General features: G+C 49.3%; 10 protein-coding genes and 1 pseudogene. 10 read left to right on the top strand and 1 reads right to left on the bottom strand.

The window, feature by feature from the left end; translation table 11 throughout:
- Nucleotides 1-8: 8 nt before the first annotated feature.
- The 8 genes and pseudogenes from G8768_RS06455 to G8768_RS06490 all read left to right on the top strand — a co-directional run bounded on the left by G8768_RS06455 (nucleotide 9) and on the right by G8768_RS06490 (nucleotide 9,711).
- Nucleotides 9-1,535, top strand: a pseudogene (locus tag G8768_RS06455) (dihydrolipoamide acetyltransferase family protein).
- A gap of 16 nt (nucleotides 1,536-1,551) precedes the next feature.
- Nucleotides 1,552-2,946, top strand: coding sequence for a dihydrolipoyl dehydrogenase (gene lpdA, locus G8768_RS06460; RefSeq protein ID WP_166849661.1), 1,395 nt, complete (start codon nucleotides 1,552-1,554; stop codon nucleotides 2,944-2,946).
- Between the two features lie 99 nt (nucleotides 2,947-3,045).
- Nucleotides 3,046-3,180, top strand: coding sequence for a (2Fe-2S)-binding protein (locus tag G8768_RS21330; protein WP_371315458.1), 135 nt, complete (start codon nucleotides 3,046-3,048; stop codon nucleotides 3,178-3,180).
- A 19-nt stretch (nucleotides 3,181-3,199) separates the two neighbouring features.
- A complete protein-coding gene (locus tag G8768_RS06470; RefSeq protein ID WP_166849657.1) occupies nucleotides 3,200-4,213 on the top strand; it encodes a zinc-dependent alcohol dehydrogenase in 1,014 nt (337 codons plus the stop codon).
- A gap of 70 nt (nucleotides 4,214-4,283) precedes the next feature.
- Nucleotides 4,284-5,051: an SDR family NAD(P)-dependent oxidoreductase gene (locus G8768_RS06475; protein ID WP_166849655.1), complete on the top strand. Its 768-nt coding sequence runs from the start codon at nucleotides 4,284-4,286 to the stop codon at nucleotides 5,049-5,051.
- 53 nt (nucleotides 5,052-5,104) lie between these two features.
- Nucleotides 5,105-5,920, top strand: coding sequence for an SDR family NAD(P)-dependent oxidoreductase (locus G8768_RS06480; RefSeq protein ID WP_166849653.1), 816 nt, complete (start codon nucleotides 5,105-5,107; stop codon nucleotides 5,918-5,920).
- Between the two features lie 49 nt (nucleotides 5,921-5,969).
- Nucleotides 5,970-7,859 carry a DUF3604 domain-containing protein gene (locus G8768_RS06485; protein ID WP_166849651.1) on the top strand — a complete coding sequence of 630 codons (1,890 nt, stop codon included), beginning with the start codon at nucleotides 5,970-5,972 and terminating at the stop codon, nucleotides 7,857-7,859.
- A gap of 31 nt (nucleotides 7,860-7,890) precedes the next feature.
- On the top strand, nucleotides 7,891-9,711 hold the full coding sequence (locus tag G8768_RS06490; RefSeq protein ID WP_166849649.1) for a DUF3604 domain-containing protein: 1,821 nt from the start codon (nucleotides 7,891-7,893) through the stop codon (nucleotides 9,709-9,711).
- 73 nt (nucleotides 9,712-9,784) lie between these two features.
- On the opposite strand, the gene G8768_RS06495 is transcribed toward G8768_RS06490, so the two are convergent.
- Complete coding sequence (locus G8768_RS06495) at nucleotides 9,785-10,402, bottom strand: NADPH-dependent F420 reductase (RefSeq protein WP_166849647.1); 618 nt, start codon at nucleotides 10,400-10,402, stop codon at nucleotides 9,785-9,787.
- A gap of 125 nt (nucleotides 10,403-10,527) precedes the next feature.
- Between G8768_RS06495 and G8768_RS06500 the strand changes: the two genes are divergently transcribed.
- Complete coding sequence (locus G8768_RS06500) at nucleotides 10,528-10,908, top strand: winged helix-turn-helix transcriptional regulator (protein WP_166849645.1); 381 nt, start codon at nucleotides 10,528-10,530, stop codon at nucleotides 10,906-10,908.
- A 189-nt stretch (nucleotides 10,909-11,097) separates the two neighbouring features.
- A complete protein-coding gene (locus G8768_RS06505) occupies nucleotides 11,098-13,392 on the top strand; it encodes a TonB-dependent receptor (protein ID WP_166849642.1) in 2,295 nt (764 codons plus the stop codon).
- Nucleotides 13,393-13,455: the final 63 nt, after the last annotated feature.

Raw genomic sequence — 13,455 nt, forward strand, 5'->3', positions numbered from 1 at the left:
GATAAGTCATGTCCATTATTGAGGCAATTACGGTCCCGAAGTGGGGCTTGACCATGACCGAAGGCACGCTCACGGAATGGCTGGTTGAGGAAGGTGATACGGTTGCGGTGGGTGATGTTGTTGCTGATATGGAAACCAGCAAGATTGTGAATCAGGTGGAGTCGAGCGTGGCGGGTGTGGTTCGTCGGCTCGTGGCTCAACCCGGCGAGACCATGGATATTGCGCAGCTGTTGGCTGTAGTGGCCGCTGAGGATACACCCGATGCGGTGATTGATGCCTATATCGCAGATTTTGAACCCGAAGAGGTGGCGAGAGCGGACCTTCTTGGTGACAGTTCTGATGAAGAAACAGATATCGCAACAGCAGATTCAGCTGCTGCAGAAATCGATACCATACCGGCGCCAGAGGCACAGGCTCTCGGAGCCTTGAGCGAAGGCGGCGACGATAGCGACGTACACGCTTCGCGCTATGCTCGAAAGTTGGCGGGTGAATATAATGTTAATCTCAATAATGTTTCACCCTCAGGAAGAAACTCTAGAATCTCAAAAGCCGATGTGATTTCCGCCATTGAATCGGCGGGTGGTCATGTCACCAAACCTGCGGTCAATAGAGATGAGCTGTCGACTCATCGCAGCAATCTCGACGATAGCCATATAAAAGTGACCTCAGTGGCTGCTCGCCTTGCGAAAAAACTGGGCATTAATCTCAATGATTGTCGTGCTTCGGGGAATCGGGGGCGGGTGTGCAAGGCAGATGTAGAAGCGGCCAATGCATTGCTGAATGGCCAGGCTTCGGGACGCACCAAAGCCCTGGGTAGCAACACCACCAGTGAAATATCGGCGCAGGTCGATGCGGTATTTGACGACGTTCCGATGACGGGAATGCGTAAAACCATTGCAGCACGTCTACAGGAGTCCAAGCGTGAAGCCCCCCATTTTCGTTTAAGTATCGATTGTTGTCTGGACCAGTTGCTGGCCCTGCGAGCGCAAATAAATGCGGAAGAGCCTGGCGTCAAATTATCCGTCAATGATTTTGTGATCAAGGCAACTGCGATGGCATTAAGTAAATCGCCGGATGTGAACGTCCAGTTTGATGGCGAAACCATTCGCCGATTCAAACACGCGGATGTTTCGGTCGCCGTAGCGTTGGAAAACGGTTTGATTACACCCATCCTGAAACGAGCAGAGACGCTAAGCCTCGCGCAAGTTTCCAATGAAATGCGCAGCCTGGCTACTCGGGCCAAGGCCGGGACCTTAAAACCTGAAGAATTTATCGGCGGCACATTCAGTGTGTCCAATCTGTGAATGTACGGCATTAAACAATTCGATGCCATTATTAACCCGCCCCAGTCCGGCATTCTTGCGGTGGGAGCTGGTCAAAAAAGTGTGCTGGTCGATGGCGATGAAACACGTATAGCAACGATTGTGACCTTGTCGGCATCCTTCGACCATAGAGTGGTGGACGGTGCCGTTGGGGCGATGTTTATGGCCCTGCTCAAACGCTATCTCGAATACCCCGCATTAATGTTGGTATGAGCCGGAGGCCGATTAAATGACTCATTATGATGTGATGGTAGTTGGCGGTGGTCCCGGCGGTTATGTGGCGGCCATACGCGCTGCCCAATTGGGTTTGAAGACCGCGCTTGTGGAAAAACAACACCTCGGTGGCATTTGTTTAAATTGGGGTTGTATCCCGACCAAGGCCTTGCTCAAGGGCGCCGACGTTGCCCATACACTTGGCAAGTTGGATCAGTTTGGTTTCAGTGCTGAAAATATTCAGTTTGATCTTCATAAACTGGTCCAACACAGTCGAGATGTATCGGCACGGCTTAGTGATGGCATCGGCTATTTGATGAAAAAAAACGACGTACACGTGATTGATGGTTTTGCGCGTTTAGCCGGTAAAGGCAAGCTCAATGTCGAAAGCGAGCAGGGAGGTTACGATTATCAGGCCGACCACATTATCTTGGCAACAGGTGCCCGGCCTCGAACCTTGCCCGGTATTGACGTTGATGGGGAGCAGGTTTGGACTTATTTTGACGCACTGGTACCAGAGGGGTTACCCAAATCATTGTTGGTCATAGGATCAGGAGCGATTGGTATTGAGTTCGCCAGTTTTTACAATGACCTCGGTGTGGATGTGACCTTGGTAGAGCTTATGGATCAACTGATGCCAGTGGAGGATGCTGAGGTTTCGGCCTTTGTTACCCGATCCTTCAAGCAACGTGGTATTTCGGTAAAAACCAAAACCAGACTCGAATCCTTGGAAAAAACGACAGCTGGCGCTCAATGTCGACTGCTGAACAAACAGGGTGAAATTGAAACCCTTGAAGTTGATAAAGTTTTAGTATCTGCTGGCATTCAGGGCAATATTGAAAACATTGGTCTGGAGGCATTGGGTGTTGAAACCGAGAATGGATTTATAACCGTTGATGAGTGGTGTCGTACTAATGTGGTTGGTTTGTACGCAATTGGTGATGTTTCCGGGCCGCCCTGCTTGGCCCATAAAGCCAGCAGAGAAGCGGTACTTTGCGTAGAAAAGTTAGCCGGGGTTAACGGTGTTCAGACTCTGGATAGAAATCATATTCCAGCATGTACTTACGGCCGGCCCCAGGTCGCGAGTATGGGCTTAACCGAGGCCCAAGCTAAAAGCGGTAATCGAGCTGTTAGAGTCGGGCGTTGCGATTTGCAATCCAACGGCAAAGCCTTGGCTATGGGTGAAACGGAAGGCTTCGTAAAAACCATTTTTGATCATGATACAGGTGAGTTGCTAGGCGCCCATATGGTTGGCTATCAGGTGACCGAACAAATTCAAGGGTTTGGAATTGCTCAGGCATTGGAAGGAACAGAAGAGCAGCTGATGCAAATGGTGTTTGCCCATCCGACATTATCAGAAACCATGCATGAATCGGTCATGGATGCCTGTGGTCGTGCATTGCACCAATAGAGTTTATGCCACGTGAAGAGTTTGAAATCCCAGCCCCGTGAAAACGATGCGTTTGTGATTTGTCATTGTAAAGGAATGAAGCGCAGCAGCATTTAAAAGTTGATCGAGCGGAAGAATATCAAAAAGCCTGAAGAGCTGATGGCCCGTCTTAAGATTGGAACGGGTTGCGGATGCTGCATGATGGCGATTCGAATGTTTTTGACCGAAGTGAACTGTCAACAGCGTTCATCATAATAATTACAGGAGAATACCCATGTCTTCAATGAAAGGTGCAGTACTGTACGGAAATCGTGATCTTCGTGTTGTGGATGTTCCAAAGCCGGCAGCCGGTAAAGATGGTGTACTGATCAAGGTAAAAGCCGTTGGTGTTTGTGGCACCGATGTTCACACGTATAAAACCGGTATATTCAAGGAAATGAGCATCCCGGCAGAGGGTGGAGCCTTGTTCGGCCATGAATTTTCGGGTGATATTGTGGATATCCCTGACGGACTTAAACTGGATGGGCTTGCTCCTGGAGATCGTGTTGCGGGGTTTTCACTCGGCGCTTATGCCGAATACTGCAAGGCAGATGGTGCACTGTTTGGTGAGCCAGCGGTGTTTAAGTTGCCCGACAATATTTCTTACGAAGAAGCTGCAACGATAGAACCGTTAACGGTATCCCTTACTGCTGTTCGTCGGGCCGACCCTCAAGCAGGGGAAAAAATCCTGATTGTAGGTGCCGGTATGATTGGTCTCGGCTGCGTTCAAGTTCTGAAAGCTTTGTACCCGGAATGTGACATCATCATTAGCGACATTTCGGAAAAACGCCTGGACATGGCTAAGCAGTTTGGTGCTCACCGAACCATTAACCCTATGAAAGAAGACGTCGTTGCGGCTATGAAGTCGGCCACTGGAGAGGATGTTGTTCTTTACAACCAGAGCACAACGGCAAATATTGATGTGGTGATCGAATGTGCGGGCTTGGAATTAACGACGAATCAGGCATTGCAAATCGTTAAGCCTCATACCGGGCGTTTGGTGGTTGTGGCCTTGTATGAAGATAAAATACATCTGGATCTGAATCAGATTGTGACAAAAAATATTGATTTGCTTGGCATCCTCGCTTATACCATGGACGATATATGGGAAGCGATTGGGCTTATGGCGTCAGGGAAAGTCGATCGCCGACCTCTGATTACGCACCGCTTTGCACTTGGGGACGCAAAACAGGCTTTTGAGGCCCAGGTGAACACGGCGGATACTTTGAAAGCCGTTATTATTCCTTAGCAGGAGATCAGAAGAAAATCGTTGGGTATTCACATAGTCGACAATATAGTAGAACAACAAGGTTTTTGTGATGAAAAATTCTTCACTGTTTGATTTAAGCGGGCGCGTCGCATTGGTGACCGGTGGCAATGGTGGTATTGGGCGTGCTATTGCACTCGGCCTGGCTGAAGCGGGTGCCGCAGTCGCCATCATTGGTCGTAATGAAGAGAAGAACCAGAACGTGCTGGCAGAGCTACAGGCGATAGGTATTCCAGCCATGGCGCTAAAAGTGGATGTGAGCGAGCGGGATACCTTAGCGGAAGCTTATGCAGAAATCGAAGCTCAGCTCGGGAGCATTAATATTCTGGTGAACAACGCTGGTATTGGTGTGCCAAGTGGTGGTGTGCTTCAAGAAGACCCGGAAGATTGGGATAGGGTGATTGAAGTGCAATTGAACGCTGTTTTTCTGTTGTCCAAAATCGCCGCAACCGCGATGCTGGAAAATGGAGGCGGGAAAATAATTAATATTGGCAGCATGTACTCCATTTTTGGTTCCAAACTCGTACCCTCATACAGTGCCGCGAAAGGCGCCATTGTTCAACTGACAAAATCCATGGCGGTTGAATTAGCCCCCCACAATATTCAGGTCAATGCAATCGCCCCCGGTTGGATTGAAACGGATATGACGGCAGTGCTTCGCGATACTCCAATGTACGGTGAAGCCGTAGCACGAACTCCCGCCGGACGCTGGGGGCAGCCTGAAGAGCTGGCCGGTACGGCGGTATTCTTGTCTTCAAAAGCGGCAGACTTTGTGACAGGTGAAATGATTCGCGTCGACGGCGGCTACGCGGTTCAGTAAATTGCAGCTTGCTTGCGAGCTGTCTTCCTGGAAATCAAATAGAAGAAAATTTTATGGCCAGCTACAAAACGCAGTTTCAACTACAAGAAAAAGTTGCATTGATCACTGGTGCGGCCCAAGGAATTGGAGCCGAAATTTCCAGAGCGCTTGGTGAGTTAGGTGCGACTGTCATCGTCAGTGATCAAGATGCTGACCTGGCCGAGTCGCAAGTCGATAATCTTAAATCAGCGGGAATTCAAGCTGCATTTGCAAAACTGGATGTGACTTCCGAGCAAGAGTGGCAGACAACGATGATGGCCATAGAAAAAGAACATGGTCATTTGGATATACTCGTGAATAACGCAGGCATTATGTTTTACGAATCTGTCGAAGAAATGTCTCTCGACAAGTTTCGCTTAATGCAGTCGGTTAATGTGGATGGTGTTTTTCTGGGCAGCAAGTACGCTTCAAAGCTTATGAAAAAACACGCAACCGCCGAACAGAGAGCGTCGATTGTGAATTTATCTTCTCTCGCGGGGCTGGCGGGTTCCTCATTGGTTTCCGCTTACTGTGCGTCAAAAGGTTCTGTGAGGCTTATGACCAAGGCCATGGCGGCTGAATTTGGCGCAGATCATATTCGTGTGAATTCCATTCATCCTGGTTTGATCCAAACCGATATGGGAGATCAAGTGCAGGATATGTTGATGCAGAAAGCTGGCTTATCAAGTCGTGAGGAGGCACAAGCCATAGGGCTCGCCTTAACGCCCTTGCAAGCCTGGGGAACACCTTCTGATGTGGCTTCGGCGGTAGCGTTTATGGCTTCCCCCGCCAGTAACTTTATGACGGGCACTGAAATTGTTGTTGACGGCGGAATTCATAATTGCCAATAGCTGAGTTGATCGCGCAGTTGTTGCACTACAAATGTTATCGGAGAGAAAAATGTTTGGTGTTAAGAATATAACACTGCTGATGTTCGGAGCTGTTTTTGTCTCTTCGTTGGTGAGTGCTGAAGAACAAAGCTATTCCCCCTATGTTCAGCCAAATTATCCCGATAATGTTTACTTTGGTGATACCCACCTGCATACCGTTAATTCGTTTGATGCTGGCGCATTGGGTGCCAGGATCGATCCGGCGGGCGCGTATCGATTTGCCCAGGGGGAAGAAATTACTTCGGCGTCAGGTCAGCGAGTTAAACTGAAACGCCCGCTGGATTTTCTTGTGGTCGCTGATCATTCCGACGAGTTAGGCTTCTTTCCACAGTTGTTGAGTGGTTCGCCTAAAATGTTAGCGGATAAAACCGGCCGCCGTTGGTATGAGGCTTTTACTGAAGGTGGTAAAAAGGGATTAGAGGCTTCTATGGAGTCCATTCTGATGCAAATCGGAGGAACCTTTCCCAAAGCTCTGCAATCGCGTCCGGGTTCCCATGGTTTTGACAGCACTTGGAAACAAAACGCTAAAGCGGCAGATGAGGCCAACGATCCCGGGCGCTTCACAGCATTAATCGGTTATGAATGGACATTGCAGCCAGGCGGTAACAATGTTCACCGGAATGTGATTTATCGTGATGGGGCGGACGTTGCTTTGCAAACCAGTCCCTTTACCACGGCGGGTGCGGGAGGCAGTGATGATCCTCGAGATCTCTGGAAATGGATGTCCGAGCATGAGAAAAAAACCGGAGGCAAGGTGCTGGCTATTCCCCATAACGGGAATCTGTCCAATGGTTTGATGTTCCCGGAAGTCGAGCCCGCGACAGGCAAACCCATCAGCAAAGCCTATGCGGAAACCCGAATGCGCTGGGAACCAATTGTTGAAGTTACCCAAATTAAAGGTGATGGTGAAGCCCACCCACTGTTGTCGCCCAACGACGAGTTTGCCGATTATGGCACCTGGGATCACGGCAATCTTAATTTGTCGGCCGACAAAATCGATGACATGTTGCTGTATGAGTACGCCCGTTCTGCATTGAAGATTGGCTTGAAAATAGAATCTGAAATTGGAGCAAACCCCTATAAATTTGGTCTGATCGGTGCAACGGATAGCCATACCGGTATGGCAACGGCCGCTGAAAACAATTTCTTTGGCAAACATTCCTTGATGGAGCCCCATGCAGGCCGACCTGAACATATTGTTGGCCAGTTCGGCCAGAAGAAAGTGTTCGGTTGGCAACAAGTGGCGGGTGGTCTTGCTGCCGTTTGGGCAAAAGAAAATACTCGCGAAGCTATCTTCGATGCGATGATGCGCAAGGATGTCTACGCTACTACAGGGCCGAGAATGATTGTCCGAATGTTTGGCGGTTGGAGTTTTTCAACGGGTGATGAAAAGCGCTCGAACCTGGCGGAATTCGCCTATCAACACGGTGTTTCCATGGGGGGAGATTTATATCGGACAAAGCAGGGAAAATCTCCTCGTTTTATCGTAACCGCCAGCAAAGACCCTGATAGCGGAAATCTGGATCGCATTCAAATTGTGAAAGGCTGGGTAGATAGGGACGGCGCCAGCCATGAACGCGTTTACAATGTCGCCTGGTCTGGTAATCGTACACTGAATTCAGAAGGGAAATTAGCTCCCGTAGGAAATACCGTCGATATTAGCAAGGCGGCCTGGTCCAATACCATCGGCGAGGCCGAACTCTCTACAACCTGGGAAGATCCAGATTTCCGCTCTGATCAAAGGGCTTTTTACTACGCCAGGGTTTTGGAGATCCCAACCCCAAGTTGGGTGCTCTATGACGCGATTCGTTTCCAGACGCCGTTACCAAAGTCTGTCGCCAAGACGACTCAAGAGCGTGCCTATACATCACCTATTTGGTACACCCCTGGAACGCCCTGAATAACAACTGATTTGAACAAGGCTGAATTCTATGAAACGCTTGCTTACGTTGCTTGTAGCGGTTGGAGCTTGCAGTTATGCAACGGCAGAGTCCACTCAGCTGTATTGGGGTGATACTCATCTTCATACCAGCAACTCTTTTGATGTCTATCTTTTTGGTACTCCCGCATCCACTTTGGATACCGCCTACCGGTTTGCCAAAGGTTTGCCGGTTATCAGCCCAACCACGGGTATGCGCTGGCAGCTTTCCGAACCTCTGGATTTCCTGGTGATTGCTGATCATGCAGAAATGATGGGTACTATTCCTCGCATGCTCGATGGAGAACCTTTATTAGCCTCCACAAAATCAGGAAAGGTGTTGGGCAAAATTGGAGGAAAGAAGAGCGCAAAAGAGCTGTTGGATGTTTATTCCCTGATTGTTCAAGCGGGTAGCGGAATCAAAAACTCAGCGGGTCTTAGTGGTAAGGATATCTATCAGGATCTTCATGGTGGCGAAAAACGTCGTTCAACCTGGGACGATCATATTCAAACCGCAGACCGTTACAATGCGCCAGGAGTATTTACCACTTTTATCGGTTGGGAATGGAGCGCGACCCCAAAAGGTGGAAACCTGCATCGTGTGGTGTTCACGCCTGAGGATGCAACCGTTGCCAGCCAGTTTTTACCGTACAGTACCCTTGAAAGCAGCGATCCGAAAGATCTATGGAAGTGGTTGGACAAGACCTCTAAAAAAACCGGCGCAGACTTTCTGGCTATTCCCCATAACCCTAATGTGAGCCTTGGGCAAATGTTTCCATTGGTGACCCAGAAGGGTGATGCCATTGATGAGGCCTATGCCGGGGCTCGTATGCGCTGGGAGAAGGTCATTGAAACCACACAAATTAAAGGTGACTCCGAGGCTCATCCATTGCTGTCGCCCACCGATGAGTTTGCCGACTTTGAAACTTTTTCATTTCTCCTGTCCCCCGATGGTCGAGTCGCCGAACCGGATGAAGGTGACTACGTGCGCTCAGGCTTGAAGCGAGGCCTGGAGCTGAGGAGAAAAATCGGAGTGAACCCTTATCAGGCGGGAATGATTGGCAGTACAGATTCCCATACCGGCCTGTCTGCGGTAGAGGAAAACAATTTTTCTGGAAAAGGACAGAAGGACTCTGACCCAGTGAGTCGCGAAAAACCAACCGGTATTGGATCTTCCAGAGGCTGGGATATGGGGGCGGCGGGTTATGTGGCCGTGTGGGCTGAAGAAAACAGTCGTGACGCAATCTTCGCAGCGTTTAAGCGGAAAGAAGTGTACGCGACAACAGGCCCTCGTATTCAGTTGCGCTTCTTTGGTGGTTTTGATTTTGAGCAAGCCGATGTGAATGCCGATGATCCTGCAACGGTCGGTTATCAAAAAGGCGTTCCGATGGGGGGCGATCTTACGCAGGCCCCAAAAGGAAAGGCGCCCACTTTTCTGGTACAAGCGATAAAAGATCCACGCGAAGCCAATCTGGATCGAATTCAGATTGTCAAAGCTTGGGTCGATAGCCATGGAAAGAGCCATGAAAAAATTTATGACGTCGCTCTTTCGGATGGTCGACAAGATGGTGCTCAGGCCGTTGGAAATACTGTCGATCTGAAAACTGGAAAGTACAGTAATTCCATCGGTGATGAAAAGCTCACGGCATTATGGCGTGATCCGGACTTTGATGCTCGGCATGCAGCACTTTACTATGCCAGAGTTTTGCAAATCCCAACGCCTCGCTATTCCCTGTTCGATGCCATTGCTTTAGGCATTGATCCCAAAGCAACTGGAAGGCCAGCGACCATTCAGGAGAGAGTGTACGGCTCGCCAATTTGGTACAGCCCTTAACATTCCTGTTTCCCGTTCAAGTTTCTCTGGGTAGATTCCTGCGTGCGGCTAGCGGCACGCAGGGAAAATGGCGTTATGCTTGATGATAAACAAACGCTGCATTGGTGCCTCCACCCTGAGCAACGGCAATCTCAATATTTAAATGCGCCATCGCCTCAAGATAACGAGCTGATTTCAATGGGCCAGCATCCAATGCGGAAAAACCACAGTCGCTCGCCAAAGACATAACGCCGTGTTTTGACGTTTTGTCGTCACCACTGATAAACGCTGTGATGGTATGCCCTTTACGGTCGTGATGTTCCCTGGCCATTACGTCGGCAAAGATAGTATTGAAGGCTTTGACCACTTTCGCTTGTGGTGCAAGTGCAGCAATTTGTTCAGCCGCTGAAGTTTCCTGTCCCAGAAGCAAGGGGGACCAGTCTTCATTGAGGGGGTTGCAGCAGTCGATAATGGTCTTGCCGTTCAATTCATCGGCAAGGGACTCAATCAAGGTTTGGATGGCGCCATAGGGAATGGCGAGAACGATCGCATCTGCAGACTGAATACCTTCAATAAACGTCGCCGTCGGATAGTGTTCCGCGCCACGGCTTGCGTCCTTGGAGCAGACAGTCACATTTCTACCCGCATCATTGAACAACTTCGCAAGTTTTTGTCCGACACTGCCATAACCCACTACAGAGATGTGTTTCATTGGTTTTACCTTTGGTTTAGAGATTAATAGTTAAATATGGTATACATTGGTAACTAGTAACTGATGTATACTGCGGATAGTAGGCTTGCTTTTATCGGCAATCAATTAGGCACCCGGAGGTAACTATGGCAAAACACACTGGCAGTGATGTTGCCCCTAACGTTTACGCTGCGATTTGTCCTTCACGTGAGGTTCTAGCGTTAATTGGCGAAAAATGGGTGTCGTTGATTGTTGGGGCACTTGATCAACGGGTACTGAGATTTGGGGAATTGAAGCGCTTATGCGAGGGCATTTCCCAAAAAATGCTGACCCAGTCCCTTCGAAAAATGGAACGCGATGGCTTGATTGTTCGTGAGGTGTTTGATGATGAACTGGTGTTGCGTGTTGAGTATTCCCTAAGTCCACTAGGGCAAACATTGATACCTGTTGTTAGCATGGCAAAGATGTGGGCTGAGGAAAACTTACGCATCATTGAAGCGAATCGACGTGTATATGATGAGCAATAATTGGGTTTTATAGAAAGAGTTCACCGGTTTTTTCAGGGTCATCTTTCAGGGCTGTTTTCTATGGACCTTCCTGTTTCGGAGAGGTTTATGTCTCCGTTTTTGAGCTACCCACTTAGGGTAGTACCGCCCGGGTCGGCTTGGGGGAATACTGTCAAACAGTAATCATAATAACGAAACTGAGGAAACCTCATGTCCCAGCCCAGTGCCGTGCCCTCGCTTAAAACACTTTTAAGCCTCGGGATTGTTCTAGCCTATAGCCCCAGCCAAGCCGCTGTTATTGAAGAGGTCGTCGTAACCGCCCAAAAACGCAGCCAATCTGTAAATGATATCGGTGTTTCTGCCAGCGCTTTTGCTGGCGATTCTCTTCAAGACTATGGGGTCGATAGCCCTGTTGATCTCGGCAATCACACGCCTGGTTTAATCACCGTAAATGCCACCTCGGGTGGTACGCCCATCTTCGCGATTCGCGGAATAGGTCTAGATGATTTCAGTGCGAATAACAGCAGTGGTGTAGGCGTGTATACCGATGAGGTTTTTGCCAGCAGCCCGGCTTACCTGGGGGGACGTTTGTTCGATATTGAGCGGGTTGAAGTACTTAAGGGGCCACAGGGTACCCTGTACGGAAAGAATACAACGGGCGGTGCCATTAATTTTATCTCTAATAAGCCGACCGATGAATTTGAAGCCTATAGTGAACTGACGATTGCACGCCACAATACCCGAGAACTGACTGCTGTCGTTTCCGGGCCTTTGAGCGAGGGCTTGCGTGGTCGCTTGGCTTTGAATGGCGTGCGTGGGGATGGTTGGCAAACGGATGTGAATACCGGTCGAGAGTTTGGTGATCAAGATCGTGCTGTGTTGCGTGGTTTGCTGGGTTTTGACTTGGGCAGTGATGGAGAGGTTCTGTTAAAAGCCTATTATAGCGAAGACAAATCTACGCCAGCTTCTCCCCATGCTGAAGGTGTTGATGGCGTGTTGGGTGATCCGTCGTTTGCGGTGTTAAACGCTCCCCGAGACCCAAGTCGGGTAACGGTGGGGGATTTAGCTGTGTTCCGCGACGAAAGCGGCCAGGGGCTTTCGTTGAAAGTGAATTACGCTTTCGAATTATTCGATCTGGTTTCGATTACGGCTTGGGACAGTTACGAGCGCCGAGTGCTCGACAATTATGATGGTGGTGCACATTCGGCTACGGACCTTGGGCAAGATAATGATCTTGAGCAATGGTCTCAGGAATTACGCCTGCTTGGTGACAGTGGTGAAGGTTTCAATTGGATTGCCGGCGTTAACGTTTCCCGTGAAGAGGTGGATGTTCGGGATTTCTTTGATGATTCAATTTTACTGAGTGATTCCGTCGCTATTGAAGGCGTATTGAATCCCTCCGATATAAACAATCGCGGTGATGATTTATTTATAGCCGATTATATTCAGGAAACCGATTCCTACGGTATGTATTTGCATACGGAGACGGATTTAAGTGATGACGTGAAGTTGATTGCGGGCCTGCGTTATTCCTATGATGATCGCCGTTTCAATGGGGCTGCCGACAATCTCAGTTTTGGTGAGCTGATTCCGGTAACCACTTTGAATCAATCCCATGATGAAGAAGCGGTTACAGGCAAAGTGGGTATTGATTGGTTTGTTCATGAGGATCTGTTGCTCTTCTCCAATGTAGCAAGCAGTTATAAAAGCGGTATTTTCTACGGTGGTGCCGTGGTCGATAGCAGCGCCTGGAGCTATATTGGTCCGGAGTCTGTGTTGTCTTATGAATTGGGTTTTAAGTGGACCGGTTTTGACGGCAGTATGCAGCTTAACGGTGCGTTGTTCCGTATGGACTACAGCGATCGCCAGTCTTTGCTAACCTTTGTTTCTGACGATTTTTCAAATCTTTTAGGGGTTGCTGTTGTGGATACCACTCTGGCAAATGTACCTGAATCGAGAACACAGGGTTTTGAAATGGACTTGAACTGGCTGCCTATGGATGGCCTGACCGTTCAGCTGGGCCTGTCCTATCTTGATGCCGAAGTGACCGAAGCGCCGACACTGAATGATTTGAGAGGGATTAATCCCGATCCGGCTGTGAATGATGCCGCGACGCTCGCAGGCAGTGGCTTTGTCGATGCTTTGGGTGCGCCGCTTAACGCAGGGTCTGATTTATCCCAGGCACCTCAGTGGAGCTATAACGGCTTGCTGGCCTATGAATTCGAGCTGAGTGAAACACTGCTTATGCGATGGCAAAGCAGTTACAGCTGGGTTGACGAACAATATGCCCAGCTCGCCGACAGCAATGCGCAATATGGTCCGATACGAGCGTTGAATGTCCGGGTGACAGTAGAGCAGAGCGATGGTCAGTGGCAGCTGAGTGTGTGGGGCCGGAACCTGGAAGACAAGGCTTCTGAAACCTATGCCTTTACCGGCTTTGCAGGGCGTACAGTGTATCGTCAGCAAGGGGCTACCTATGGTTTAACACTGCGCTACAATTTTTGATTGCCGGTTTTGATGTCTGTTTTTGATTTATCACGCTCACTGACCTACTCTGGGGGCAGTGAG

The sequence above is a fragment of the Pseudoteredinibacter isoporae genome (assembly GCF_011602085.1).
GTDB lineage: Bacteria > Pseudomonadota > Gammaproteobacteria > Pseudomonadales > Cellvibrionaceae > Pseudoteredinibacter > Pseudoteredinibacter isoporae.